This window comes from Gordonia sp. (in: high G+C Gram-positive bacteria) (assembly GCF_049299075.1).
Classification (GTDB): Bacteria; Actinomycetota; Actinomycetes; order Mycobacteriales; family Mycobacteriaceae; genus Gordonia.
In genome coordinates this window covers 1-24,986 of the sequence record NZ_JBAQWU010000387.1, presented here as the reverse complement: position 1 = coordinate 24,986, position 24,986 = coordinate 1, and the positions used below count along the sequence as shown (strand labels likewise).

At 66.2% G+C, this 24,986-nt stretch carries 23 protein-coding genes, 1 tRNA gene and 2 pseudogenes; 17 read left to right on the top strand and 9 right to left on the bottom strand.

Translation table 11 applies throughout. The features are described from left to right. The coding region (locus WAW85_RS12335; protein ID WP_422559899.1) for a CocE/NonD family hydrolase at nt 1-1,392 on the bottom strand (1,392 nt) is incomplete at its 3' end. Nucleotides 1,393-1,477: 85 nt separating this feature from the next. After that, nucleotides 1,478-2,242 carry a copper homeostasis protein CutC gene (locus WAW85_RS12330; RefSeq protein ID WP_422559898.1) on the bottom strand — a complete coding sequence of 255 codons (765 nt, stop codon included), beginning with the start codon at nt 2,240-2,242 and terminating at the stop codon, nt 1,478-1,480. A gap of 104 nt (nt 2,243-2,346) precedes the next feature. On the opposite strand from WAW85_RS12330, the gene WAW85_RS12325 reads away from it, so the two are divergent. The 10 genes and pseudogenes from WAW85_RS12325 (at nt 2,347) to WAW85_RS12280 (ending at nt 12,786) form a co-directional block, all read left to right on the top strand. Beyond that, a tRNA-Leu gene (locus WAW85_RS12325) sits at nt 2,347-2,428 on the top strand. Between the two features lie 21 nt (nt 2,429-2,449). Further along, a complete protein-coding gene (locus WAW85_RS12320) occupies nt 2,450-3,052 on the top strand; it encodes an ANTAR domain-containing response regulator (RefSeq protein WP_422559897.1) in 603 nt (200 codons plus the stop codon). 32 nt (nt 3,053-3,084) lie between these two features. After that, nucleotides 3,085-5,853 (top strand): annotated as a pseudogene (polA, locus tag WAW85_RS12315) (DNA polymerase I). Between the two features lie 20 nt (nt 5,854-5,873). Then, nucleotides 5,874-7,355 (top strand): serine/threonine-protein kinase, encoded by a 1,482-nt coding sequence (locus WAW85_RS12310; protein ID WP_422559896.1) that lies wholly within the window; start codon nt 5,874-5,876, stop codon nt 7,353-7,355. 11 nt (nt 7,356-7,366) lie between these two features. Next, nucleotides 7,367-8,431 carry an isocitrate/isopropylmalate dehydrogenase family protein gene (locus tag WAW85_RS12305; protein WP_422559895.1) on the top strand — a complete coding sequence of 355 codons (1,065 nt, stop codon included), beginning with the start codon at nt 7,367-7,369 and terminating at the stop codon, nt 8,429-8,431. Between the two features lie 10 nt (nt 8,432-8,441). Then, nucleotides 8,442-9,341 (top strand): ABC transporter substrate-binding protein, encoded by a 900-nt coding sequence (locus WAW85_RS12300; protein ID WP_422559894.1) that lies wholly within the window; start codon nt 8,442-8,444, stop codon nt 9,339-9,341. Next, nucleotides 9,338-10,294, top strand: a complete 957-nt coding sequence (locus WAW85_RS12295; RefSeq protein WP_422559893.1) for an amino acid ABC transporter permease — start codon at nt 9,338-9,340, stop codon at nt 10,292-10,294. Before WAW85_RS12300 ends, WAW85_RS12295 begins: the two co-directional genes overlap by 4 nt. Nucleotides 10,295-10,317: 23 nt before the next feature. Then, nucleotides 10,318-11,070 (top strand): amino acid ABC transporter ATP-binding protein, encoded by a 753-nt coding sequence (locus WAW85_RS12290; RefSeq protein WP_422559901.1) that lies wholly within the window; start codon nt 10,318-10,320, stop codon nt 11,068-11,070. 82 nt (nt 11,071-11,152) lie between these two features. Beyond that, nucleotides 11,153-12,292: a helix-turn-helix domain-containing protein gene (locus tag WAW85_RS12285; RefSeq protein ID WP_422559892.1), complete on the top strand. Its 1,140-nt coding sequence runs from the start codon at nt 11,153-11,155 to the stop codon at nt 12,290-12,292. After that, a complete protein-coding gene (locus WAW85_RS12280; protein WP_422559891.1) occupies nt 12,289-12,786 on the top strand; it encodes a hypothetical protein in 498 nt (165 codons plus the stop codon). Before WAW85_RS12285 ends, WAW85_RS12280 begins: the two co-directional genes overlap by 4 nt. Before the next feature lie 28 nt (nt 12,787-12,814). Here the strand turns inward: WAW85_RS12280 and WAW85_RS12275 are convergent, their stop codons facing one another. Next, complete coding sequence (locus WAW85_RS12275) at nt 12,815-13,645, bottom strand: class I SAM-dependent methyltransferase (RefSeq protein ID WP_422559890.1); 831 nt, start codon at nt 13,643-13,645, stop codon at nt 12,815-12,817. A gap of 257 nt (nt 13,646-13,902) precedes the next feature. Here WAW85_RS12275 and rpsA point away from each other — a divergent pair, with 257 nt between their 5' ends. Beyond that, the gene (gene rpsA / locus WAW85_RS12270; RefSeq protein WP_422559889.1) at nt 13,903-15,387 is read left to right on the top strand and encodes a 30S ribosomal protein S1; all 1,485 of its coding nucleotides are present in this window, start codon (nt 13,903-13,905) and stop codon (nt 15,385-15,387) included. Between the two features lie 106 nt (nt 15,388-15,493). Here the strand turns inward: rpsA and coaE are convergent. Continuing rightward, nucleotides 15,494-16,081 (bottom strand): annotated as a pseudogene (gene coaE / locus WAW85_RS12265) (dephospho-CoA kinase); the annotation flags it as partial. Further along, nucleotides 16,078-16,821: an IclR family transcriptional regulator gene (locus WAW85_RS12260; protein WP_422559900.1), complete on the bottom strand. Its 744-nt coding sequence runs from the start codon at nt 16,819-16,821 to the stop codon at nt 16,078-16,080. The gene WAW85_RS12260 and the pseudogene coaE, both read right to left, overlap by 4 nt. Before the next feature lie 115 nt (nt 16,822-16,936). Here WAW85_RS12260 and WAW85_RS12255 point away from each other — a divergent pair, with 115 nt between their 5' ends. The 3 genes from WAW85_RS12255 to dmpG are packed head-to-tail and all read left to right on the top strand — an operon-like array spanning nt 16,937 to nt 19,789. Continuing rightward, the gene (locus WAW85_RS12255; protein WP_422559888.1) at nt 16,937-17,776 is read left to right on the top strand and encodes a 2-keto-4-pentenoate hydratase; all 840 of its coding nucleotides are present in this window, start codon (nt 16,937-16,939) and stop codon (nt 17,774-17,776) included. Further along, nucleotides 17,769-18,749 carry an acetaldehyde dehydrogenase (acetylating) gene (locus WAW85_RS12250; protein ID WP_422559887.1) on the top strand — a complete coding sequence of 327 codons (981 nt, stop codon included), beginning with the start codon at nt 17,769-17,771 and terminating at the stop codon, nt 18,747-18,749. Before WAW85_RS12255 ends, WAW85_RS12250 begins: the two co-directional genes overlap by 8 nt. Beyond that, nucleotides 18,746-19,789 carry a 4-hydroxy-2-oxovalerate aldolase gene (gene dmpG, locus WAW85_RS12245; protein ID WP_422559886.1) on the top strand — a complete coding sequence of 348 codons (1,044 nt, stop codon included), beginning with the start codon at nt 18,746-18,748 and terminating at the stop codon, nt 19,787-19,789. The genes WAW85_RS12250 and dmpG overlap by 4 nt, the downstream gene beginning before the upstream one ends. 9 nt (nt 19,790-19,798) lie before the next feature. Here dmpG and WAW85_RS12240 read toward each other — a convergent pair whose 3' ends face one another. From WAW85_RS12240 to WAW85_RS12230, 3 genes are read right to left on the bottom strand one after another with little or no spacing between them, the layout of a single operon-like run. Next, entirely contained in the window at nt 19,799-20,269 is a 471-nt protein-coding gene (locus WAW85_RS12240; RefSeq protein WP_422559885.1) for a hypothetical protein, read from the bottom strand. Beyond that, a complete protein-coding gene (locus tag WAW85_RS12235) occupies nt 20,266-22,077 on the bottom strand; it encodes a DEAD/DEAH box helicase (RefSeq protein WP_422559884.1) in 1,812 nt (603 codons plus the stop codon). The genes WAW85_RS12240 and WAW85_RS12235 overlap by 4 nt, the downstream gene beginning before the upstream one ends. A gap of 14 nt (nt 22,078-22,091) precedes the next feature. Beyond that, nucleotides 22,092-22,607, bottom strand: a complete 516-nt coding sequence (locus WAW85_RS12230; protein WP_422559883.1) for a DUF402 domain-containing protein — start codon at nt 22,605-22,607, stop codon at nt 22,092-22,094. 188 nt (nt 22,608-22,795) lie between these two features. Here WAW85_RS12230 and WAW85_RS12225 point away from each other — a divergent pair, with 188 nt between their 5' ends. The 3 genes from WAW85_RS12225 (at nt 22,796) to WAW85_RS12215 (ending at nt 24,712) form a co-directional block, all read left to right on the top strand. Then, nucleotides 22,796-24,013 carry a hypothetical protein gene (locus WAW85_RS12225; RefSeq protein WP_422559882.1) on the top strand — a complete coding sequence of 406 codons (1,218 nt, stop codon included), beginning with the start codon at nt 22,796-22,798 and terminating at the stop codon, nt 24,011-24,013. Nucleotides 24,014-24,083: 70 nt separating this feature from the next. Then, nucleotides 24,084-24,317, top strand: a complete 234-nt coding sequence (locus tag WAW85_RS12220) for a type II toxin-antitoxin system Phd/YefM family antitoxin (RefSeq protein WP_422559881.1) — start codon at nt 24,084-24,086, stop codon at nt 24,315-24,317. Beyond that, nucleotides 24,314-24,712, top strand: coding sequence for a type II toxin-antitoxin system VapC family toxin (locus tag WAW85_RS12215; protein ID WP_422559880.1), 399 nt, complete (start codon nt 24,314-24,316; stop codon nt 24,710-24,712). Before WAW85_RS12220 ends, WAW85_RS12215 begins: the two co-directional genes overlap by 4 nt. A gap of 4 nt (nt 24,713-24,716) precedes the next feature. Here WAW85_RS12215 and WAW85_RS12210 read toward each other — a convergent pair. Further along, a partial coding sequence (locus WAW85_RS12210) for a Rieske (2Fe-2S) protein (protein WP_422559879.1) occupies nt 24,717-24,986 on the bottom strand: 270 nt, incomplete at its 5' end.

Here is a 24,986-nt window from a genome sequence, read left to right as displayed (position 1 = left end):
TACGGAGCCGGACGGGCGGCCACTGAGGTACTGGCGCTGGTGGGTGTACCCGGGTAGCGGGAACGTCGGACCCTGGAGGAAGTTATCTGCAGGCATCGAGGCCAGCGTCGCCGGCGAATACCGATCGATCCCGTTGTTGATGCCCTTGAGCCATTTGTCGTACCAGGCGCGGGCCAGCACGTTCATCTTCGGCGGCGCACCCTTGGTGCCGAACTCGGCGCCGACGGTGATGTGGTAACCGTCGTCCATGATCAGCTTTTTCTGGCTGTCGGGAAGCTGCTTGAGTCCGGTCAGCAGGCGGGCTTCACTGTTGGTGAACAGGTCGTTCCAGCCGCCGACAGCAAAGGTGGGTGTGGTGATGTTGCCGACGTTGGTAGCCAGGGCGGACCGCTGATCTGAGCTGGCGGTCAGCAGGTCGCGGGCCTGGCCGGTGACCTGATCGGGATGCTGCACGGTCAGCGCCTGGAGCATGACGTCGAAGAAGGTGAGCGGATCTTTGGCGCGGTCGCCCAGCCACTTCCAGTCGAAGGTGCCGTTGAGCATGGAGGCGACGTTCGGGATCATCTTCGTGCCGTTGACCAAGGCCAGCCAGAAGTTGAGGAAGCCAGCTCCGACGCCACCGCCGGGTGCAACGACGTCGCGGACGATGTCTGCGCCGGGGACCACTGGGAAGAGGGCGCCGAGCTGACCGGGTTTATCGGCCGCGGCCTGCAGCTGGTTGATCGCCGAGTACGAGGCACCGGCCATGCCGAGCTTGCCGTTGGACCAGCGCTGCTTACCGACCCAGTCGAGCACCTCGGTGGTGTCCTGGCGTTCGCGGGGACCGAAGACCTGCCAGGTGCCCTGTGAGAAGCCGGTGCCGCGGACGTCCACCACCAGCATGTTGTAGCCGGATCGGATCAATTGCGGGTCGTAGGCGAACGAGTCGACGAAGCCGCTCTGCAGGCTGCCGACCAGTTCGTTGTATCCGCTGATCGCGGTCCCGCGCAGATTGATGGCATTGAGCAGGGAGATTAACTGCGGCATCAGGACCGGGTAATTCGTCACCTCGGCGGCCAGCGAACTGATCATCTTGGTGTACGGCGTGATGTTGACGATGGTCGGCAGCTTCTCGTCGACAGTGCGGCCGTTGGCGTGGGCTGGTCGGATCAGGTTGCCGCGCAGCACGGTGCCGTCGCTCATCTTGATGGACACGTCCGGAGTCACGTTGTATCCCGGGTACTTCTGCGGCCCCTCGGCGGTCCGCGTCCACTTCGCGCCCAGTGCGCCGAAGACGGCGGCGTCGGCCGGTGCGGTGGCTTGCGGCAGCAGGGCGCCGCCTGCAGCGACCAGCAGGCCGGTGACCAGTAGAATCAGTGTCCGAAATAGCCGGACACGCAGTGTCGCAAACATGTGATGTACAACTCCCCAAGGCTGTTGATGTGATGCACGCTGTGCACCTACTGGCACGTAACTTAACGCAAAGTAAGAACGGTGTCTATCTTGGGCGTCGATCGATGTTATTTAGTACCGCGGCGGCCGCGCTGACCAGGGCCGGGTCGGTGACTTCGAGCCCGCCGCCCAGGCCCCCGCCCGGCCCTTGCCGCCCCGGATCGGCAGCCATCCGCTTGGCCGATAAGTGGACCGCGTCGACACCGATCTCGATCAGCGCGGGCAGATCGTCGAGCGTGAGCCCGCCGCCGGCCATGATCTGCACGCCGCTGCGCGCCTGCGTCAGTCGGGCCAACTGTGCCATGCCGGCGCCGACCTGCCGAGCGCCGCCGGAGGTGAGTACCCGGTCGACGCCAAGGTCGGCGAGGGTGGCCAAGGCCGCAACCTGATCGGCCACCACATCGAGCGCCCGGTGAAAGGTGATGTGCAGCGGTGTCGGCGCTTCGCGGGCCGCAGCGATCAGGAGTCGGCAGGCGGCCACGTCGATTTCGCCGTCGGCGTTGAGCACGCCGATCACCACGCCGGCCGTGCCGAGTCCGCCCACAGAACGGATATCGTCGGCCATTGCGCCGAGCTCGGCGTCGTCGTACACGAACCCGCCGGGTCGGTTGCGGATGAGCGCGTGCACCTCGATACCGATCGATCGGACCTGTGCCAGCGTCCCCGGGGACGGAGTCAGGCCGCCGGTCGCGCCCAGAGCCGTGCACAATTCGACCCGGTCGGCGCCGCCAGCTCGCGCGACCGCGGCGCCGGTGGCGTCTTGGACGGCGATCTCCAGCAGGGGGCGGGTGCCGGTGTGTTTGTCGCGCATAGGGCCCATCCTGCGCGCTCGCTCCGGTCGGCGGGGCCGGTTGAGCAGGGTTGCCGTCAGGTGCCGGGAGACGCTTCAGTACACTCGTCAACGCATCACCATCGGCCCCGGTGGCGAAATTGGCAGACGCGCCGCACTCAAAATGCGGTCTCGAAAGGGGTGCCGGTTCGAGTCCGGCCCGGGGCACAGCATTCAGAAAGCGAGTCGATGAGCGAATCGGAGTCCGCCGACCCGGCACCAGCACACCGCGTGGTCGTGGCCGAGGACGATTCGCTGATTCGGATGGACCTGTGCGAGATGCTTCGCGACGAAGGCTACGATGTGGTCGGCGAGGCGCCGAACGGTCAGGTAGCGGTCGATCTCACCGAGTCGCTGCGCCCCGACCTGGTGATCATGGACATCAAAATGCCCGTTCGGGACGGTATCGACGCGGCCAGCGAGATCGCCCAGAAGCGCCTTGCTCCGGTGGTCATGCTCACCGCCTTTAGTCAGCGCGATTTTGTCGAACGGGCTCGCGACGCCGGAGCGATGGCTTACCTGGTCAAGCCGTTCAGTCAGTCCGATCTGGTGCCGGCGATCGAGGTGGCGTTGAGCCGGTTTCGCGAGCTGAAGGCCCTCGAAGACGAGATCTCCGGGATGAACGAGCGGTTCGAGGCCCGCAAGCTCATTGAGCGCGCCAAAGGCCTGCTCATGGAGAAGCAGGACCTGACTGAGCCGGACGCCTTCCGCTGGATTCAGACCAACGCCATGGATCGCCGCGTCACCATGAAGGCTGTCGCGCAGGTCGTTGTCGAGACCCTCGGCGCGTAGTTCGGTCGGGCTCCATCACTAGACTCGGCACGGTGAGCCCCGCGCAGACCTTGCCCAGTTCTTCCGCCCGCACCAAGCTGGACCAGCGGCCGACGCTGATGCTGCTGGACGGCCATTCGCTGGCCTACCGCGCGTACTTCGCGTTGCCCGCCGAAAACTTCCGGACCAACACCGGCCAGCACACCAATGCGGTGTACGGCTTCACGTCGATGCTGATCAATCTGCTGCGCGACGAGGAACCCACGCACATCGCCGCGGCATTCGACGTCTCCCGCCAGACTTTCCGTTCGGAGATGTTCCCGGAGTACAAAGCGCAGCGGTCTAAATCGCCGGACGAGTTCCGCGGCCAGGTGGAATTGACCAAGGACGTCCTGGACGCGATGGGCATTGCGGTGATGGCGATCGAAGGCTATGAGGCCGACGACATCATCGGCACGCTCGCCACGCGCGCCGACGCTGCCGGTTACCGCGTCCTCGTGGTGACCGGTGACCGGGATGCGCTGCAACTGGTCAACGACAACATCACCATCCTGTACCCGAAGCGTGGTGTCTCCGAGCTGACCCGTTTCACCCCGGACGAGGTGGAGCGCAAGTACGGCCTGACCCCGTCCCAGTACCCCGACTACGCGGCCCTGCGCGGTGACCCGAGCGACAACCTGCCAGGTATTCCCGGCGTCGGTGAGAAGACCGCCGCCAAGTGGATCCGCGAATACGGCTCGTTCGACGACCTGGTTGCTCGGGCTGACGAGGTGAAGGGCAAGGTCGGCGACTCGCTGCGAGCTAATCTGGCCGGCGTCATCATGAACCGACGCCTCACCGAATTGGTCCGCGATATGGATCTGCCTGCCGGACCCGGCGACCTGGCCCTACACGCGTGGGATCGCGACCGCATCCACCGGCTCTTTGACGACCTTGAGTTCAAAGTCCTGCGTGACCGGCTGTTCGCCACCCTCAGCTCGGTCGAACCGGAAGCCGAGTCGGGTTTTGCGGTCTCCGGGACCGTGCTGGCGGCCGGGGAAATCGGCGTCTGGCTCGCGGCACACACCACGACCGGCCGCAGTGGACTGGCGGTCACCGGACCGCACCAGGTGGTCGGTTCGGAGGCCACCGGCCTCGCCATCGCGGCCGCCGACGGCGAGGCCGCGTTCGTCGATCCGGTGACGTGTAATTCCGACGACGAGGCCGCCCTCGGCGCGTGGCTGGCCGACCCCGAAGCGGCGAAGGCCGTTCACGAGGTCAAGTGGGCGATCCACAATCTGCGCAGTCGCGGTTGGGAGCTGGCGGGAGTCACCTCTGATACGGCACTGGCCGCCTATCTGGTGCGGCCGGGGCAGCGGACCTTCAATCTCGACGACCTCGCACTGCGCTATCTGCGCCGCGAACTGAAGGCGGACAATGCTGCCCCCGACGGCCAGCTGTCCCTGCTCGACGATGATGAGGACGACCTGGCCGCATCGAATCAGCTCATGCTCTCGGCGCTGGCCGTCGCCGAACTGGCCGACACCCTCGACGTCGAGTTGGCGCGGATCGAGTCGGTGCCGCTGCTGCGCGATATGGAGTTGCCGCTCGCGTTTGTGCTCGCCGATCTGGAGACCGCGGGCATCGCCGTCGACGTCGAACGACTACAGGAGCTGGAACGCGAATTCGCCGCGCGGGTCCGCGCGGCGGCCGAGTCGGCGTACGAGGTGATCGGGGAGCAGGTGAACCTGGGGTCGCCGAAGCAACTGCAGGTGGTGCTCTTCGACAAGCTCGGTATGCCGAAGACGAAGAAGACCAAGACTGGCTACACCACCGACGCCGATGCGCTCGCGTCACTCTATGAGAAGACCGAACACCCGTTCCTCAAACATCTGCTGGAGCATCGGGACGCGACGCGACTCAAGGTGACCGTCGACGGGCTGCTCAAAACGGTGGCCGACGACGGGCGCATCCACACCACGTTCAATCAGACGGTGGCGGCCACCGGCCGGCTCAGCTCCACCGAACCGAACCTGCAGAACATCCCGGTGCGCACCGAGGCGGGCAGGCAAATCCGCGGCGGCTTTATCGTCGGCCCTTCGACAAGCTCATGGATCAACCCGATCCTTTAGCCGGTCGAAGGGTACGACTGCCTGATGACGGCCGACTACTCGCAGATCGAGATGCGGATCATGGCGCATCTGTCCGGGGACGAGGGCCTGATCGAGGCTTTCAACACCGGCGAGGATTTGCATAACTTTGTTGGCTCACGGGCGTTCGGTGTGCCGGTCGACCAGGTGGACGCCCAGATGCGGTCGCGGGTCAAGGCGATGAGCTACGGTCTGGCCTACGGTCTGTCGGCGTTCGGTCTGGCCGCCCAACTAGGCATCAGTCGGGACGAGGCACGTGAGCAGATGGAGCAGTATTTCGACCGGTTCGGCGGTGTCCGCGACTATCTGCACGAGGTCGTGGTGCAGGCCCGCGCTAAGGAGTACACCGAGACCCTGTTCGGGCGACGCCGTTACCTGCCGGATCTGAACTCCGACAACTTTCAGCGCCGACAGTCCGCCGAACGGATGGCTCTCAATGCGCCGATCCAGGGCACCGCGGCCGACATCATCAAGGTGGCGATGATCAACGTCGCCACGCGGATCGTCGCCGAGGGCCTGCGTTCGCGGATGCTGCTGCAGGTGCACGACGAACTCGTCGTCGAGGTGGCCGCGGGGGAGCGCGACGCGATTGAGGCGCTGGTCCGCGAGGAGATGGGGTCGGCGATCGAGTTGACGGTGCCACTGGACGTGTCGGTGGGATTCGGCCGTTCGTGGGATGACGCTGCGCACTGACGCGGCATAGGGTTAGCCGTATGTCCGAGTCGCGCGTCAATACTCAGTTCGGTCCGTACCGTCTGGACGCGTTGCTCGGTCGGGGTGGGATGGGTGAGGTTTATCGTGCGTACGACACGGGGAAGGACCGGGTCGTCGCGCTGAAATTGCTGAACCCCGGGCTGGCCGCTGACCCGGAGTATCGCGAGCGGTTCCGCCGCGAATCGCGCACTGCGGCCAGGCTCGGCGATCCGCACGTGATTCCGATTCATGACTGGGGCGAAGTGGACGGTGTGCTGTTCATCGACATGCGCCTCGTCCAGGGCGGCGATCTGCGCGGCGTCCTGACGCGGGAGCATCGCCTCGATCCGCGCCGGGCGGTGTCGATCGTCGAACAGATCGGTGCGGCGTTGGACGCCGCACACACCGATGGGCTGATCCACCGCGATGTGAAGCCGGAGAACATTCTGGTCGGCAGCCGGGACTTCGCCTATCTGGTTGATTTCGGCATCGCCAACGCGGCCGGTGACACGCGACTCACCCAGGCCGGCAGCGCGATTGGCTCCATCGCGTACATGGCCCCGGAACTGTTCGACGGAAAGCCGGCGAGCCCGGCTAGTGACGTCTACGCGCTGGCCTGTGTCTTGTTCGAATCATTGACCGGCCAGGTTCCGTTCCCCGCCACGACGGTGAGTGCGGCGATCAAGGCCGCTGTCACGTCGCCACCGCCGCGGGCGACCGCGCTGGTGCCGGGGCTGCCCGGAATGCTGGACGCGGTGATCGCGGGGGGCCTCGATCCCGACCCGGCGCGTCGTTACCGCTCGGCCGGTGAGCTGGCGGCGGCGGCGGTCCAGGCGCTCTCGACGGCGGGAAGGCCGGTGGCTGCGCCCCCGGCGACCGCCCCGGTGTACCAGACCACTCAGGTGCAGCAGGTCGGGCCGCAGTACAGCGGTCCGCAGTACAGCGCTCCGCAGTTGCCGCCGAAGTCGAATACCCTGCTTCTCCTCGGGATCGCCGCAGCGGTGCTGACCATTGCCATCGCCGCGGGGATCGGCTTCATCGCGTTCGGGGCCGACAACGAAGCGCCCCTCGACCAGGCCGAGCAGAATGCCGTGGCCGAGGCGAGTGCGTCGGCAGTGCCCACGAGCGCGGTTGTGACGACGCGCGAGGTTGTGACGACGACCGTGTCGTCGACTACCTCCGGCCGCCCGCCGGTCCGCACTTACCCGGCCCCGTCGGTCCATGTCGAGGTGCTCGCCGATCCGTCCGACCCGGGGTACGTGCCGCCGCCGCCGCACATTGACGATGCGTACTATTTCGCGCAGTTCGGGGCGTTCAACCAGCCTGATACGGCGCGGGAGAAGGCCGGACAGCATTATGGCGCGGTGATCGTCGACGGTTCCCACGTTGGTCTGTCCACGAGGTATGCGGTAGTCCGCCCGACTAACAGTATGGCGGAGGCGGAGTTGGTGTGCTCGAAGTTCGGTCCGGGTGACTGCTATCCCGTGCGTCGGGCCGGGTGACGGGAAGGCTGATGGTGGACGTGTTGCAGGTCGCGGTGCTAGCCGGTGATGGGATCGGCCCAGAGGTGGTGCCCGTCGCGATGGTCGCTGCCGAGAAAGCCCTTGCTGCACAAGGGATCCGGGTGCAGTGGGAGATGTTGCCGTTCGGGCGCTCGGCCATCGACAGCCATGGGGAGTCCATGCCGACCAGCACGCTGGACGCGCTCGACGGCTTCGAGATGATGGTGGTCGGTCCGCACGACAGCGCCAGCTACCCTGAACCGCATCGCAGTGCGGCGCCGCCGGGTGCGGTGCTGCGCAAGCACTTCGGCTTGTACGCGAATCTTCGTCCGGCACAAGCGATTCCGCATATTCCGGCCACGGCGCCAGACATTGACCTGTTGATCGTCCGGGAGAACAGTGAGGGCCTGTACGCCGACCGGAACATGGCGGTCGGTGCTGGCGAATTCATGCCGACGCCCGATGTAGCGCTGTCCGTCGGAGTGGTGACACGCCAGGCGAGTGAACGGATTGCTGAGCGCGCCTTCGAGGCGGCACGGACGCGGCGCGGCCACGTCACCGTGGTGCACAAGGCCAATGTGCTGCGGTTGACCACCGGGCTGTTCCGTGACGTGTGTTTCGAAGTGGCGCAGCGCTATCCGGAGGTGCGGGTGGATCAGCAGCATGTGGATGCGATGGCGGCATTGCTGGTCCGCCGTCCCGGTGACTTCGACGTTCTGGTGACCGAGAATCTGTTTGGCGACATCCTGTCCGACCTGGCCGCGGAGCTGTCCGGGTCGCTGGGTTTGGCGTCGTCGATCAACTGCTCGGACACCCGAGTGATGGCCCAAGCGGTGCATGGCGCCGCGCCGGATATCGCCGGGCGCGGCCTAGCGAACCCCCTGGCGATGATCAGTTCGGTGGCTTCGGCGCTGGACTGGGCGGCAACTCGGCGCGCGGATCCGCGGTTGGCGGCCGCCGCGGCGAGTCTGCGCGCTGGAGTTGCGGCAACGGTCGCCGCCGGAGTCATGACACCGGACCTGGGTGGAATCGCCACGACGTCGGAATTCGGTGACCGACTCTACTCGGTCCTGTAGGTTCATCCACGTGCGTGGACGGCTCAGAAGGTTCAGTGCTCTGGTAGCGGTCTGCGGTGTGCTGGCGGCCGCCGGCTGCACCAACGACGAATCCGAACTCGACGTCCAGTCGATCACGGTGCACGTGGAGAAACAGCCGGCGATCGCGGCACTGGTGCCGCCGAAGATCGCCGATTCGGGAGTGCTGCGCGTCGGTACCAACCCGCCGTATCAACCGAATGAGTTCAAAGACCCGACCGGCAAGATCGTCGGCTTCGACATCGATCTGATGGAGGCGATCGCCGCGGTCCTCGGTTTGACGCCGAGGTTCTACGAATCGGCCTTCGACAAGATCATCCCGGCCATCCAGGCCGGTACGTACGACGTCGGAATCTCGTCGTTCACCGACACTACTGAACGCGAGGAGCAGGTCGACTTCGTCACCTACTACCGGGCCGGCATCCAGTGGGTGCAGCGAGCCGGCGACACCATCGACCCGGACAACGCCTGCGGGCTGCGGGTCGGAGTGCAGTCGACCACCGTCGAGGACACCGACGAGATCCCGGCCAAGAGCGCGGCCTGCGTTGCGGCGGGCAAGGCGCCGATTAGTAAGCAGAAATTCGACGATCAGGACCAGGCGGTCACCGCGCTGCTGCTGGGGAAGATTGACGCCTTCTCGGCCGACTCGCCGGTCAGCGCCTACGCGGTGAAGAAGACGGCGAAGATCGGCGAGCACCTGGAACTGGTCGGGCCGATTTATGATTCGGCTCCGTACGGCATTCCGCTGCCGAAGGGATCGTCGATGGGGCCCGCCATGGCGCAGGCCATGCAGTTCTTGATCGACAACGGCTACTACCAGACGATCGCTGTCCACTGGGGTGTCGAGGCAGGCATGATCGAGTTTTCGCAGATCAACGGAGCTACCGAATGAGCAGTCCAGAATCGGGATCGACGGACACCACGCCGTCGACGGACGCCACACCGTCGACGCCGCCAGAGTCGATTACCGCGGTGCCGCTGCGCCACCCCGGCCAGTGGATCGCTGCGGTGATCATCCTCGGCGTGGCCGGGTTGTTTATTTACGGTGCGGCCACCAATCCCGCCTACAAGTGGGACACGTACGGCAAGTACTTGTTCGACACGCGGATCATCGAGGCGGCCGGCTGGACGTTGGCGCTGACGGTCTGCGCGATGGCGCTGGGCGTGGTGCTCGGAGTGATCATGGCGATCATGCGGCTCTCGCCCAACCCGGTGCTGCGTGCGGTCGCCTGGGTGTATCTCTGGGTGTTCCGCGGGACGCCGGTGTACGTGCAGCTGGTGCTGTGGGGTCTGTTCGGATCCATCTACAAGCAGATTGACTTGGGTGTGCCGTTCGGTCCGACGTTCTTCCATATCGACGTCCAGTCGATCAACGCTGCCTTCCTGTTCGCGATCATCGGTCTGGGTCTTAACGAGGCGGCGTACATGGCCGAGATCGTGCGCGCTGGCATCACGTCGGTGCCGGAGGGGCAGATGGAGGCCTCGGTGGCCTTGGGCATGACCTGGCCGCAGACCATGCGCCGCGTCGTACTGCCGCAGGCGATGCGCATCATTATCCCGCCGACTGGCAACGAGTTGATCTCCATGCTGAAGACGACGTCGCTGGTGACCGCGATTCCGTTCTCCCTGGAGTTGTACGGACGCTCGCGGGACATCTCGAGCGTCAACTTCCAGCCGATCCCGATGCTGCTGGTCGCCTCCACCTGGTATCTCGCGGTCACCTCGCTGCTCATGGTCGGCCAGCACTACCTGGAGAAGCACTATTCGAAGGGCGCCAGCCGCGTGCTCAGTGAGCGGCAGCTCGCCGAACTTGCGCAGGCCGAGACCATGGAGGGTGGCCGATGAGCCCGACCCAGACCCCGTCGCTGATGGTGCAGGCCGAAGGCGTTTGCAAGAACTTCGGCGCACTGCAGGTGCTCAAAGGAATCTCGCTGGAGGTGAAGCCCGGCGAGGTCGCCTGCCTGATCGGGCCGTCCGGTTCGGGTAAGTCGACGTTTTTGCGCTGTGTGAATCACTTGGAGAAGGTCAACGCTGGGCGGCTGCTGGTCGACGGGGAGTTGATCGGCTACCGGGAACGGGGCGGCAAGCTCTACGAGATGAGCCCCAAGGATGCCGCCAAGCAGCGTCGCGATATCGGCATGGTGTTCCAGCACTTCAATTTGTTCCCGCACCGTACGGTGCTGGCGAACATCATCGAGGCGCCGATCCTGGTGAACGGCCGCAAGCGCGACGAGGCCGTGGCCAGCGCGCAGGATCTGCTCGACAAGGTCGGTCTGGCCAGCAAAGCTGACGCGTACCCGGCGCAACTCTCCGGCGGTCAGCAGCAGCGCGTGGCCATCGCCCGGGCCCTCGCCATGGATCCGAAGCTGATGTTGTTCGACGAGCCGACCTCGGCACTGGACCCGGAATTGGTTGGCGACGTGCTGTCGGTGATGCGCGATCTCGCCGATGCCGGCATGACGATGGTGGTGGTGACGCACGAGATGGGCTTCGCCCGGGAGGTCGCTGATCAGTTGGTATTCATGGCCGACGGCGTCGTCGTCGAACGCGGCGACCCGCGCGAGGTCTTGGAGAACCCGCAGGAGCAGCGGACCAAGTCGTTCCTCGCGAACCTCCTCTAGTGCCCCGCCCTGCTGGCTGTGCAGCCATTGCACCGTCGCCGGGGCATTGGTATTCGCCCAATTCCGCAGTACAGTTGAGGTCATGGATACGACGACACGGGAAATCGGAGAACGAATTCGGAGTGCGATGTCGGCCGGTTTGACCCAGCGGGATCTGGCAGACAAGGCTGGAATGACGCCGGATGCCCTGTCGCGGGCACTGAACGGGCATCGCGGATTTGCGACCGTCGAGTTGATCGGTATTGCCGATCTCCTTGGGGTCAGTCTGCAGTGGCTCGCGACTGGCCGCGATGACCTGCGGCAGACCGAGCTGGTCGCGCGGCATAACTGGGACGCCGAGTCCGAGCGCCGGGTCAACGGGGGGCATGACGCCGACACGGAAGCATTGGCGCCAGTTTTCGAGGCCTATCAACTGGCGTACCCGAACGGGGTACCGATGAGTCGGGAGATCCCCGAGAGATCGGCGGCGGTTCGGGACAAGCTGGGTCCGGACTTCGTCCGACGGTTCGCCGACCGGATTGAAGAAGAATTCGACGTGGACGTCGTTCAGTTGCCGAATCTGACGACCGCCTACTCCACCCTCCTGGCGGGCCAGCGTGGACTCATCGCGTTAGTTGCGGACTCATACTGGTATCGCAACAATTGGTCGCTCGCCCATGAGCTCGGTCACCTCGCACTGGGCCACGCCGAAGGCGGAGTCTCCGAGGATGAACGTCAGCGGCAGGAGGAGGCCGCCAACAAGTTCGCGGCCGACCTGCTCTTGCCACGATCGCTGATGACCTCCGTCGACTGGGCGACGGTCGGCCTGCCGGAAGTGGCGAGCTTCCTCTGGCACCACGGAGTGTCGACATGGGCGCTCAGGACACGGATCGCCTATCTGAAGGCGGAGATGTCGGCGGAGCTCCTCAGCGCATTGACGGAGTCGACACCGAAGTTTCTTCGGGCGCATCTTCACGAGATCGACGGGGATCCGCACGCGATGGCCCGGCGAGAGCAGGAGTCGGCGGCGCGCCAATTCCCGTTGGGTTTGCTGGACGCATTGACTGAGCGCGTCGACGAAGGCCGTGTCGGTCCGCAGCGACTCGCATGGGCGCTGGGCGTGTCGGTGGCGAGTGTCATGCCCGACGAGGAGAGCGTGGCGGAGCAGTACTTTCAGGCAATGAGTCGACGGTCGCCACTGAGCGATCAAGGTGGGTCGCTGGCGGACTCGTCTGCGTCATGACGATCGACTGGTCACTTCTGACGACGAAGAAGCAGGCTCGCTGTTTGCAGGGATTCGCATGCATGGATCCGGGGAGTCATGCAGATCGGCCCTGGGAGTACCAGGCCCAGGCAGCGTTGCGCACGTGCGGTCAGCGACTGCCTGAGACCGCGTTCATTCTGGTGGGGCGAGAAGAAGGTGACGCCGTCGCCGCTTGTCTGCTGGATGAGAACGTGAACGGCGATGGTCTCGAGGTGTTTGTCTACTGTGCGGCGGTCGGAGTCGAGCGCCGGAACTGCGGAGGGCACACTGCGGATCTGATGGTGGAGCGGCTCCTTCGCGACTGTCGGGAGCGGGCGCGCGCGGCCAGCTGTCGGAGACTGATGATCCGAGGCAAGATTCACCGGGAGAATCGTGCCAGTCAGTTTCTTGCAAAGCGCTTCGGACTCGAGCCAGAGCCCTCGTACGACGGCGACTACCAGTACTGGGTGTGCGCGACCGACGCGGCGGACTGATCGGGCAGGTCAGGTCGGTACGCGTCGGCTACCCCGGCTTGTGGGTGAGGAAGATGGCGGTGCCGGGGAAGAGGGTGCCGCGCAGGGGAGACCACTGGCCCCATTCGGCGTCCAGGTCGTCGGGCCATTCGGGTTCGACGACGTCGTCGAGAATCAGGCCGGCGGCGACGATCTCGCGGACCCGGTCGCCCATCGTGCGGTGGTGTTCGACGTAGGTGAGCTTCCCGTCGGCGTCGGCTTCCGAGTACGGCGTGCGGTCGAAGTACGACAGCTGTACCTGCAGACCCGCGGGGCCGGGATCGTCGAGGAACATCCAGCGCATCGGATGGTTGGTGGCGAACACCCAGCGTCCGCCGGGCCGGAGCACGCGGGCCACCTCACGCATCACCCGCGCCGAGTCGGCGACAAAAGGGACAGCGCCAAATGCCGAGCAGGCGAGGTCGAAGCAGTCGTCGCCGAACGGGAGGTGTTCGGCGCCGGCCCGTACCAGTGGAACCTGCTTGTCGTCGCTGTCCATCGCCGCTACGGCGTGGGCGAGCATACCGGCGGAGACGTCAAGGCCGACGACATTGGCGCCGTGCGCGGACAGCCAACGCGCGCACGGCGCTGCGCCGCAACCGATTTCGAGGATGTCGCGACCGGCAACCTCGCCGAGCAGACCCACCTCGGCCTCGCGGAGCCGCTCGGGGCCCCACACGAAGTCGCCGCCGGGGACGTCGTTGCCAAGGAAGGCGCCATGCTCAGCCTGGTAGCCGTCAGCCTCGTCGTCCCACCACGAGCGGCTCGCGGACTCGCTGGCCGTCGAATCGATTGCGCCGAGAATGCGCGGCGCTCGCGGCGGTGATACGTCGTGGGGCATAGCGCTCAGTGTAGGGCTGGCGTCACCGATCGACACCCTTCGCCGGTCGGACGCTGCGACCCTGTTTGTGCAGCGCAGAGGTACTGGAGTAGCCTGAGCGGTGCGTGTATTCGATGCACGTATCCGGCTCCGTTCACCGTACCCGCCGGGTGCGGTACCGCGGGTCCGGGACAATCATTCGGAAAACCGGCTCTACCTGCATGGTCGTGTCCGCAGATCCGACAACTACTACATACCTGTCCGGAGCAACTCACCACATGTCGTCCCCCACGATCACCTCGCCGCAAGTAGCCGTCAACGATATCGGCTCGGCTGAGGACTTCCTCGCTGCCATCGATGCCACGATCAAGTACTTCAACGATGGCGACATCGTGGAAGGCACCATCGTCAAAGTTGATCGCGACGAGGTTTTGTTGGACATCGGTTACAAGACCGAGGGTGTCATTCCCTCGCGCGAGCTGTCCATCAAGCACGATGTCGATCCCAGCGAAGTTGTCACCGTCGGTGACGAGGTCGAAGCCCTGGTCCTCACCAAAGAGGATAAAGAAGGCCGCCTCATCCTGTCGAAGAAGCGCGCCCAGTACGAGCGCGCCTGGGGCACCATCGAGGAGCTCAAGGAGAAGGACGAGGCCGTCAAGGGCACCGTCATCGAGGTCGTCAAGGGCGGCCTGATCCTGGACATCGGCCTGCGCGGCTTCCTCCCGGCGTCGCTGGTGGAGATGCGTCGCGTCCGCGACCTGCAGCCGTACATCGGCAAAGAGGTCGAGGCCAAGATCATCGAGCTCGACAAGAACCGCAACAACGTGGTCCTGTCGCGCCGTGCGTGGCTTGAGCAGACCCAGTCCGAGGTGCGCAGCGAGTTCCTGAACAAGCTGGGCAAGGGCCAGGTCCGCAAGGGCGTCGTCAGCTCGATCGTCAACTTCGGCGCTTTCGTCGACCTCGGTGGCGTCGACGGCCTGGTGCACGTCTCGGAACTCTCCTGGAAGCACATCGATCACCCGTCCGAGGTGGTTGCGGTGGGCGACGAGGTCACCGTCGAGGTGCTCGACGTCGACATGGACCGCGAGCGCGTCTCGCTGTCGCTCAAGGCGACGCAGGAAGACCCGTGGCGTCAGTTCGCCCGCACCCACGCGATCGGTCAGATCGTCCCGGGCAAGGTCACCAAGCTGGTGCCGTTCGGTGCGTTCGTCCGCGTCGACGAGGGCATCGAGGGCCTGGTGCACATCTCCGAGCTGGCCGAGCGCCACGTCGAGGTGCCGGACCAGGTTGTCGCCGTCGGCGACGACGCGCTGGTCAAGGTCATCGACATCGACCTGGAGCGTCGCCGGATCTCGCTGTCGCTGAAGCAGGCCAACGAGGACTACACCGAGGAGTTCGACCCCTCGAAGTACGGTATGGCCGACAGCTACGACGATGCCGGCAACTACATCTTCCCGGAGGGCTTCGACGCCGAGACCAACGAATGGCTCGAAGGCTACGACAGCCAGCGTGAAGAGTGGGAAGGCCGCTACGCCGAGGCCGAGCGTCGCCACAAGATGCACACCACTCAGATCGAGAAGTTCGCCGCTGCCGCCGCTGAGGCGGACGCAGCTGGTGACTACTCGAGCTCCTCGGAAGGTGCTGCGTCGAGCTCGTCGAGTTCGTCGACCGCGTCGTCGACCGGTGCTGCATCGACCGGCGGATCGCTGGCCAGCGACGAGCAGCTCGCTGCGCTGCGCGAGAAGCTGACCGGCGGCAACTGAGTTTAGCCACTGAAAACCCCCGATCCGCCACCGGCGGATCGGGGGTTTTCTTGTCTCAGCTTTTCTGAATCTTCTTGTCGCTTTTCTGAATCTTCTTGTCGCGCAAGGGAACCAGTTCTTCGTTCCACACCCGCAGAGCTTCGGTAGCCAGCTCTTCGGGCGTGCCGTGGTTCTCGATCCAGATGTCGGCGACGGCCCGGCGTTCGTCGTCGGTGGCCTGCTTGGCGAGGCGGGCGCGAGCATCGGCGGGGTCCATTCCGCGTAGCCGCACCAGCCGATCCAGGCGTTGGTCGGCGTCGGTGTGCACCACCACAACGACGTCGTACAGGGGCGCCATCCCACCTTCGACGAGGAGTGGGACGTCGTGCAGGATCACCGCGTCGTTGGGGGCGGCAGCCATCAGCTCGGCGGTGCGCTCACCGATCAGCGGATGGGTGATCGCGTTGAGCTGCTGCGTGCTCTTGGCATCGACGAAGGCTCGGGTGGCCAGTGCAGCACGATCGAGGGCGCCGTCGGCGTCGAGGATCTCCGCACCGAACGCCTCCACGAGCGCGGCCAGGCCCGGACTGCCCGGTGCCACCACTTCACGCGCTATCGCATCGGCGTCGACGTGATACGCGCCCTGCTCGACGAAGGTTTTGGCGACGGTTGATTTGCCGGCGCCGATACCGCCGGTCAGGCCCACTCTGATCATGGTGTCCAGTGTGCCAGGTGCCCGAGCGCGGCCCGGCGATTCAGGGTGGCGGCGATCCCGACCGCCGCGGCCCGGACGGCGTCGGCGTGCTGCTGGGGCCGGAATCGGGTGGCCGGTCCGGTCACGCTGATCGCGGCGGTGAGCGCATTGGTATCGACGTCGAGCACCGGGGCCGCCACGCAGACGATGCCGGGGGCCGACTCTTCGAACTCGAAGGCCACGCCCTTCTCCCGGACAGTATCGAGCGCCTGGGCGAGCAGCCCGGGGGCAACGATCGTCTTCGCGGTGCGACGGGGCAGCGGCCCGGCGAGCACCTCGCGGCGTGTCTGTGGGCCGCTGTGGGCCAAGAGCGCTTTGCCGATCCCGGTGCAGTGCAGGGGCATCCGTCCGCCGGTGCGCGACGGGGCGCTGGCCTGCCGGTGTCCGCCGAGCTTGGCCACGTACATCACCTCGTGGCCGTCGAGCACGCCGAGGTGCACCGTCTCGTGGGTGCGCTCGTAGAGATCCTGCAGAAAGGGCATGGCGATCTCGAGTAGCCCGCGCTCCACTGAGGCGCGCATACCGAGTTCGAACAGCCCACTGGACAGGCGGTAGCCCGCCGGGGTGCGATCAAGGAGCCGTACCTCGGCCAGATCGCCGGCCAGTCGGTGCGCGGTGGCCTTATGCAACCCGGTGCGTCGGACGATCTCGGCCAGGGGCAAGTCGTGGTCGTCCACTTCGAACGCGTGCAGGATCAACATGATTTTGCCCAGGACGGTCTCCGGCGGCGGGGTCACCGGATCAGCCTACCGGCCGCGTATCGCTGAGTGAGACGATCTCCTTTCAGTGTGCGGATCCGGGTGCGAGGATCGGGCTATGACGTCAATCACTGAACGCGATGCTGCCGAGGCGCAGGCGGCCGCCCGGCTGCTGGCCGCCCTGCAGACGCGCACCGCGTGCATGCCCATCCGGGACTTGATTGGTCCGACCGATCTGCCGGCCGCCTACCGGGTCCAGGAGCGGTTGACCGCTGGGCGGGTGGCTGGCGGGGCACGGATCATCGGCCGCAAGATCGGACTGACCAGCCACGCCGTGCAAGAGCAGATGGGTGTCGACCAGCCCGACTTCGGTGTGCTGTTCGACGATATGGCCTACACCGACGGCGATGCGGTGCCCATCGACCGGTTGCTGCAACCCAAAGCCGAAGCCGAGGTCGCCTTCGTGCTCAAGAAGGATCTGGGCGACGGACCACTGGACACCGCGCAGATCGCCGACGCTATCGACTACGGCGTCGCCGCCATCGAGATCTGTGACAGCCGGATCGACGGCTGGAACATCGCCTTCGCGGACACCGTCGCCGACAATGCTTCCTCGGGCGTCTATGTGCTCGGCACGGCCCGCAAAACCCTCGAGGAGTTCGCCCCCGTGGACGTCGGCATGCGCATGCTGATCAACGGTGTGGAGGTCTCCACCGGCAACGGTGCCGCCTGCCTGGGTGATCCGCTCAACGCAGTCGCGTGGCTGGCCCGCGCCGCCCGCGATTTCGGTGAACCCTTGCGGGCCGGTCAGGTGATTCTTTCCGGTGCGCTTGGGCCGATGCGGCCGCTCGCTGCCGGCGATGAGGTGACCGTGCAGATCAGTGGCCTGGGCGAGGTCACGGCCCGTTTCAGCGAAGCAGCTTCCCATTCCAACCAGCAAGAAGGCAACCATGAGTGACAAGATGAAGGTGGCCATCATCGGCCCCGGCAACATCGGTTCGGACCTGATGTTCAAGGTGATCCGCACCTCCAAGCATCTGGAGATGGGGGCGATGGTCGGCATCGAGGCGACCTCCGACGGGCTGGCGCGGGCCGAGCGTCTCGGCATTCCGACCACCTCCGACGGGGTGGAAGGCCTCATCGCCCTGCCGAACTTCGACGAGATCGAGATCATCTTCGACGCGACCTCGGCCAAGGCGCACGAGTACAACGCTGGCAAGCTTGCGCCGTACGGCAAGACGCTCATCGATCTGACGCCGGCGGCCCTCGGTCCGTTCGTGGTGCCTGCGGTGAACATCGACGACCACATCGATGAGAAGAACGTCAACATGGTGACCTGCGGCGGTCAGGCCACCATCCCGATCGTCGCGGCCGTTTCGCGGGTGGCTCCGGTCGCTTACGCCGAAATCGTGGCGTCTATCGCCTCCAAATCGGCGGGGCCGGGTACCCGCGCCAACATCGACGAGTTCACCGAGACCACCTCGGCGGCGATCGAATCGGTCGGCGGAGCGAAGAACGGTAAGGCCATCATCATCCTCAATCCGGCCGAGCCGCCGCTGATCATGCGCGACACCGTGTACACGCTGGTGGAGGCGCCCGATCAGGACACCCAGGATCGGATCCGAATGTCGGTGGAGAAGATGATCGAGGACGTCAACTCGTACGTGCCCGGCTACCGGCTCAAGCAGAAGGTCCAGATCAACCCGATCGAGGAGGGTGCGCCGGTGCATACCCTGCTCGCCGAGGGGGACACCGAGTCGGCTCCGACCCACCAGGTGTCGGTGTTCCTCGAGGTGGAGGGCGCCGCACACTATCTGCCGTCGTACGCCGGCAACCTTGACATCATGACCGCGGCCGCGCTGGCCATGGGCGACCGGATCGCCGCCCACCGGGCGAACCTCAGCGCGGCAAACCAGGAGGAGAAGGCATGAGCATTCCCATCTATGTGCAGGACGTCACCCTGCGCGACGGCATGCACGCGGTGCGGCACCAGATCTCCACCGATGATGTCCGCCGGATCGTGGCCGCGCTGGACGCGGCCGGCGTGGACGCCATCGAGGTGGCGCACGGTGACGGTCTCGCGGGCGGCTCGCTCAACTACGGGCCCGGTTCGAATACCGACTGGGAGTGGATCGAGGCGGCCGCGGACGTGCTGCAGAACGCCCGTCTCACCACGCTGCTGCTGCCGGGGGTGGGCACGGTGGAAGAACTCAAGCACGCCTACAAGCTGGGTGTGCGGTCGGTGCGCATCGCCACGCACTGCACCGAGGCCGATGTTTCCGCGCAGCACATCGGTGCGGCCAAGGAGATCGGCATGGACGTCTCCGGCTTCCTGATGCTCTCGCATATGAGTGACCCGGCGTCGCTCGCCCAGCAGGCCAAACTGATGGAGTCCTACGGTGCCGACTGCGTTTACATCACCGACTCCGGTGGCCGACTGACCATGTCCGACGTCGCCGAGCGTGCGCGCGCCTACCGGGACGTACTCGACGACAAGACGCAGATCGGTATCCACGCGCACGAAAATTTGTCGCTGTCGGTGGCCAACTCGGTGACGGCCGTGGAGAACGGCATCTACCGGGTCGACGCCTCCCTGGCCGGACACGGCGCCGGTGCGGGTAACTGCCCGATCGAGCCGTTCATCGCGGTGGCGAACCTGCTCGGCTTCGAGCATCGCTGCGATCTGAACAAACTCGAGGACGCCGCCGACGATATCGTCCGTCCGCTGCAGGACCGGCCGGTCCGCGTCGACCGCGAGACCCTGACGTTGGGGTACGCCGGCGTGTACTCGTCCTTCCTCCGGCACGCCGAGGCGGCCGCGGCCCGGTACGACCTCGACGTCCGCGACATCCTCACCGTGTGTGGCGAGCGCCGCCTGGTCGGCGGCCAGGAAGACATGATTGTCGACATCGCCCTGACTCTCGTCGCCGAACGGGAGGCAGCAGCGGAACTGGCGGCCGAACTGGTCTGAGCGCGTGTCTCAGCCGTAAAAGATCGCCGGGTCCAGCGCCGACAGTGCAGTCCACTTCGGCGCTGGATCGCCGGCGCCGCCGCCCTCGGCGCCGAGCGCCTCGTCGTAGCCCCGCAGGCTCAGGGCCAGCCGCGGATCGTCGTCGACGCGCCGTACCGTCTCGTACATCAGCGCGAGAACGTGCACGCATCGCGTCGTCCGCGCGCGACAGGAACAATCGACGACGGCGATCTCGGGCGGATGTTCTGGGGCAAATGGCGCGAACTCCAGGTACGCGACCGACGCCTCGCCGCCGCGGACGACGGTGCCGCGGATCAGGCGACCGTCGATCTCGACGTCCTGTAGACCGTGGCGGGCGAGGCTGCGTGCGCGGGGGAGTAGCGGCTCGGGTCTGCTCGCGGACATGGGTTCGGCGAGTCGGAGGTAGTCCCGCCCCTCCTGCGTGTAACCGAACTCTTGGTTCGCGCCGGGTGAGTTCACGACGTCCCCTCCCGGCTGCGGCGCAACACGTGGATCAAACGTTCGTCAGACAACTCGGTCAGGAGAGCGAGGGCGTTGGTGTCGGCATCGAGGTCGAGTGCGGCCTTCCGGTGATGCATGGCGGCGATGTGCTCCTCCACGGTGCCCGCGGTGGTCAGGGTGGTGACGGTGACGATGCGGTCCTGGCCGATCCGGTGGACCCGATCGGTGGCCTGGGCCTCGACGGCGGGATTCCACCACCGATCGAAGTGCACCACGTCGGCGGCCCGTGTCAGGGTCAGCCCGGTCCCGGCGGCCTTGAGGCTGGCGACCAGCACGCCGGATCCGGCACCGGCCTGGTAGTCGTCGACGATCCGGTTACGCTGCGTCCGGCTGAGCCCGCCGTGCAGGAACGGGACGTCCCTGCCGGTCTGGTCGGCAAAGTGCGCGGCGAGCACGTCGCCGGTCTCCCGGTACTGTGTGAAAACGACAGTGGGGCAGTTGTTCTCGAGATTCGTCAGCACGATGTCGGTGCAGATGTCGAGCTTGCCCGAGCGGCCCTCGACCGGCCCGCGCACCGGCTTCGCGAGCAGCGCGGGGTGATTGCAGACCTGTTTGAGTCGGGTGAGGGCGGCCAGGATCGCGCCCCGGCGGGCCATGCCGGTGCCGAAGCCGGTCGCCTCGGCGTCGTCGAGGACCGAGTCGTAGAGGCGCGCTTGCTCGTCGGTCAGGTCGCACTCAACGTCGTGGTGGAGCTTCGGGCCGAGACTGGCGGCGACCTCGGCTTTGGTGCGCCGGAGCACGTGGCCGCTGATGGCGTCGTGCATGCGGAGCTTGGCCTCGGCGGACCCGGATCCGATGGGCAGGGTGTAGCGGCGCCGGAAGAGGGCGCGGTTCCCGAAAGAGCCGGACGCCACCAGGTTCAGCAATGACCAGAGTTCGTCGAGATCGTTCTCGACGGGCGTTCCGGTGAGCGCAATCCGGGACGCGGCGGCCACGGTGCGCGCGGCACGCGAGACCTGCGTGCGGCTGTTCTTGAGGGCTTGGGCCTCGTCGAACACGACCGTTGCCCATTGCCGCGCGCTCTCGGAAGGCGCTCGAAGCTGCTCGGTGTGCCCGCGCAGTGTGGGGTAGCCGGTCACGACGACGCTGCGACCGGTGAGTTCGGGTAGTGGCCCGCCCCGATAGTCGACGGCGTGGACCGCCCCGGGTGCCCAGCGACTGAATTCGCGGATCCAGTTGGTTACCAGACCGGTCGGACAGACCACGAGCGAGGGGCCGCGCTCAGGATCGCGGCGATGCGCGTCGACCAGGTGCGCGATGGTCTGCAGGGTCTTTCCCAAGCCCATCTCATCAGCCAGAATGCCGCCCCGGTCCGGGGCTGGCGGGGCGGTGATCTCGTCGAGCCAGGAGACGCCGCGCAGTTGGTAGTCACGTAGCTCGGCGGTCAACTGCTCGCGGAGCTGTCCGCGAACGGCGGACGTGGCGACGAAAACTTGCCGGGCGTAGGCGGCCGACACCACGGCATCGCCCACCGCATTGCAGACCGCGTGTGCGGCGGCGGGCAGCGCGACGTCCGCGTCCGGGTCGGCGACCAGGGCCCGCCACGCCCGAACCGATGCGGAGTCGGCTGCGGGTAGCGCATCGATGTCGACGACCCGGCAGGCGATCGGCGTGGGCACGAGGCGTTTGTGAAGTCCGTATCCGTCGGGTTGCGGGATCGACAGGGAGGGGGCGTCGTGGGCAGGCGGATCGCCCGGATGCCAGAGGGCGAAGGCGTGCCGGTCCGGCAGGTACGTGGCGTGGGTGGTGCGCGGAGATGACGGCATCGTGGATGCTCCGCTCAGGTTCGGTCGAGCCAGGTGAGGCGGTCGCCGACCTGGGCGTCGAGCCAGTCCTGGATGTTCCCGGCGGCCGCCGCACCGGTCAAGGCCCGGGCGCTGATAGCCACCGCCTCGGTGGCCTCGTCGAGGGTGAGCAGACCGCTGCTGTGGGCCTGGAAGATCTCGTCGATATCGATCAGGTCGAGCGGCGTGCCCGGAACGTCGACCAGATCGAGGTACCAGTCGACGGAGTGCCAGCGGCCAGCGGCGTCGGGACCGGAGAACGTGCCCACGTCGAGATAAAGTCGCTGGGCGCTCTGCGGGTCGCCGTCGACGAAGTGAAAGATGTTGGCGCGCAGGCCAAGTCGTGGCAGCAGCCAGGACTCCAGATGGGTGAAGCGCGGGTGGTCCGACGTTCGGGACATGTAGAGGCCGTACGGCGTCTCACGGTAGGTCTCGACCGACCGGACGAATCCTTTGTTGTCGGTGTTGGTCATCGCGGGGACGTCGAAGACCTCGACTTTGGGGGGATGCATTCAGGCTCCTCGGACGTAGGCGGCTCAGATGCCGGTCACGGTGCCGTCGTCGGCGACGGTGGGTGCGGGTTGTCGACGTCCGGTCATGGCTTCACCCTACGGCCGTCCGCCGACACTGTCCGGACCGAACGCACTCATGCACGTATGCAATCTTGACAATAATTTTCATTAGCCGCTTCACTGGCGCCATGCGAACCACATCGAAACTTCTGATCTTGTCGACAGCGGCGCTGCTGGGGCTCGTCGGCTGTTCGTCGAGCGGCGACGAAGACTCGGCCCCGGCCGCCGACTCGGCTCCAGCGGAGCAATCCAGCGCCCACCCTCGGCTCGTGCTGACCCACGACGGGGGCCTCACGGTGCTCAGCGCTACGGATCTGAGCACGGTTGCCAGCTTCGACTACGACGGCTTCATTCGGGCCAACCCGGCCGGCGACGGCCGCCACGCGTTCGTGTCCACGTCGGAAGGCTTCGAACTCCTGGACCTGGGTACCTGGCGTGAGCCGCACGACGGTCACGCGCACTACTACACCGCCGCGCCCACCCGCACCGACATTAGCTATCCGGGTGCCAAGCCCGGCCACGTCGTCCCGCACGATGGCACGACGACCCTGTTTACCGATGGGACCGGCGCGGTCTGGATCCTGGACACCGCGAAGCTCGGGTCACCGGAGGCACTGACTCGTGAGTTCGCGGTCCCCGCGCACCACGGCGTCGCCGTGACCCGGGAAGACGGCACGGTGGTGGTGTCCGAACCCGTCGATGAGAAGGCGGGGGCCCTGCGCATCCTCGACGCTGGCGGTAAACAGATCGCCCAGTACGACGGCTGTCCCGGTCTGCACGGCGAGGCTGCCGCGGCCGACGGCGCGCTGACCTTCGGCTGCACCGACGGCGCGCTGCTGGTGCGCGGCAACGAGATCGTCAAGGTTGCCGCCGCCGACCCCTACGCCCGGCTGGGTAACCAGGCGGGAAGTGAGCATTCGCCGATCGTGCTGACCGATTACAAGATCGATAAGGAGGCCGACCTGGAGCGGCCCAAGAAGTTCGCGCTGCTGGACACCGTGGGTGCCGGGGCGATCCGCGTCGTCGACATCGACTACAGCTACAGTTTTCGCTCACTTGGTCGCGGCCCGGCCGGTGAGGCCGTGCTGCTGGGCACCGACGGTGCGGTGCACGTCATTGACCCGGTGACCGGCGCCGAGAAAGCCGGCTATCCGGTGATCGACGCGTGGGTCGAGCCGGACGAGTGGCAGGCCCCGTCGCCGGACTTGTTCGTTCTGGGCTCCACTGCCTATGTGACCGATCCGGCGAAGAAGAAGGTGATCGCCATCAGCCTGCACGACGGCACGACCCTCGCTGAGAAGGCCCTCGACCAGCCAACCGTCGAGTTGACCGGTGTTACTGGCTGAGAATCGATCTGCGGCACCTCCTACCGGATTCGGACTAGTTCAACTAGTCCGAATCCGGTAGATTGGCCGTATGAAGACAGTGACCAGCACGGAGGCGAAAGCGCGACTGAATGCGCTCCTGGCCGAGGTCGAGCGGACGGGCGCCCCGGTGACGATCACCAACCACGGGCGCCCGGTTGCGGTGGTTTCGCCGGTACGCGCCGTGCGGCGGACGTGCGGGATTCTCCCCGGGGTTGCGGTGCCCGATGATTTCGATTCCCCGCTATCGGATGAGGAATTAGCTCTCTGGCTGTCGACCCGGTGAGCGGGATTCTCCTCGATACGAATGCTCTGCTCTGGCTGTGGACCGATCCGGACCGGATCTCGCCGGCGGCGATGGACGTACTCGGCGACTCGGCGTCACCGGCCTTCGTTTCGGCGGCGTCGGCGTGGGAAATCGCCATCAAGACCCGTTCTGGTCGATTCGACGGGCACAGCATGCTGTCGGCCTGGGATGAATCCCTGGCGGCGATGATGCTGGTCGGATTGCCGATCGATGCGTCTGATGCCATCGCCGCTGGCGGGTTGTCGTGGGCGCATCGGGATCCATTCGACAGGATGATCGTGGCTCAGGCGGTCCGTCGCGGTTTGACGATCGCGACCAGCGATCAGGTAATGCTCGCGGATGCGCCGACGCCGGTGCTCGACACCCGCGCCTGACCGGTCAGGACTGCACGATGTCGGTGCCGTCGACGGTGATCGGGACCGAGGTGAGGTCGCGATTCGCCGGACCCTGCTCCAAAGTGCCGGTGAGCGAGAAGCGGCTGTCGTGGCAGGGGCACACGAGTAGTGCGTCCTGCACGATGACGGCGCATCCGCGGTGTGGGCATGCCGAGTCGAAGGCTTCGTAGGTGCCGGCTTGTGGCTGGGTCACGATCACCGCGCCGGCCGCGACGGCGCCGCCGACCGGAACCTGCTCGGTGGTGGTCAACAC

What these genes read in the sequence shown, in the direction of transcription:
- WAW85_RS12260 (WP_422559900.1), bottom strand. Translation starts at nt 16,821, where the DNA reads ATGTTGATCCTGCACGCGTTCGAAGTGGACGACCACGACTTGCCCCTG.
- WAW85_RS12295 (WP_422559893.1), top strand. Translation starts at nt 9,338, where the DNA reads ATGAGCAGTCCAGAATCGGGATCGACGGACACCACGCCGTCGACGGAC.
- WAW85_RS12275 (WP_422559890.1), bottom strand. Translation starts at nt 13,645, where the DNA reads ATGCCCCACGACGTATCACCGCCGCGAGCGCCGCGCATTCTCGGCGCA.
- WAW85_RS12250 (WP_422559887.1), top strand. Translation starts at nt 17,769, where the DNA reads ATGAGTGACAAGATGAAGGTGGCCATCATCGGCCCCGGCAACATCGGT.
- WAW85_RS12255 (WP_422559888.1), top strand. Translation starts at nt 16,937, where the DNA reads ATGACGTCAATCACTGAACGCGATGCTGCCGAGGCGCAGGCGGCCGCC.
- rpsA (WP_422559889.1), top strand. Translation starts at nt 13,903, where the DNA reads ATGTCGTCCCCCACGATCACCTCGCCGCAAGTAGCCGTCAACGATATC.
- WAW85_RS12310 (WP_422559896.1), top strand. Translation starts at nt 5,874, where the DNA reads ATGTCCGAGTCGCGCGTCAATACTCAGTTCGGTCCGTACCGTCTGGAC.
- WAW85_RS12225 (WP_422559882.1), top strand. Translation starts at nt 22,796, where the DNA reads ATGCGAACCACATCGAAACTTCTGATCTTGTCGACAGCGGCGCTGCTG.
- dmpG (WP_422559886.1), top strand. Translation starts at nt 18,746, where the DNA reads ATGAGCATTCCCATCTATGTGCAGGACGTCACCCTGCGCGACGGCATG.
- WAW85_RS12230 (WP_422559883.1), bottom strand. Translation starts at nt 22,607, where the DNA reads ATGCATCCCCCCAAAGTCGAGGTCTTCGACGTCCCCGCGATGACCAAC.
- WAW85_RS12285 (WP_422559892.1), top strand. Translation starts at nt 11,153, where the DNA reads ATGGATACGACGACACGGGAAATCGGAGAACGAATTCGGAGTGCGATG.
- WAW85_RS12280 (WP_422559891.1), top strand. Translation starts at nt 12,289, where the DNA reads ATGACGATCGACTGGTCACTTCTGACGACGAAGAAGCAGGCTCGCTGT.
- WAW85_RS12330 (WP_422559898.1), bottom strand. Translation starts at nt 2,242, where the DNA reads ATGCGCGACAAACACACCGGCACCCGCCCCCTGCTGGAGATCGCCGTC.
- WAW85_RS12235 (WP_422559884.1), bottom strand. Translation starts at nt 22,077, where the DNA reads ATGCCGTCATCTCCGCGCACCACCCACGCCACGTACCTGCCGGACCGG.
- WAW85_RS12305 (WP_422559895.1), top strand. Translation starts at nt 7,367, where the DNA reads ATGGTGGACGTGTTGCAGGTCGCGGTGCTAGCCGGTGATGGGATCGGC.
- WAW85_RS12320 (WP_422559897.1), top strand. Translation starts at nt 2,450, where the DNA reads ATGAGCGAATCGGAGTCCGCCGACCCGGCACCAGCACACCGCGTGGTC.
- WAW85_RS12220 (WP_422559881.1), top strand. Translation starts at nt 24,084, where the DNA reads ATGAAGACAGTGACCAGCACGGAGGCGAAAGCGCGACTGAATGCGCTC.
- WAW85_RS12290 (WP_422559901.1), top strand. Translation starts at nt 10,318, where the DNA reads ATGGTGCAGGCCGAAGGCGTTTGCAAGAACTTCGGCGCACTGCAGGTG.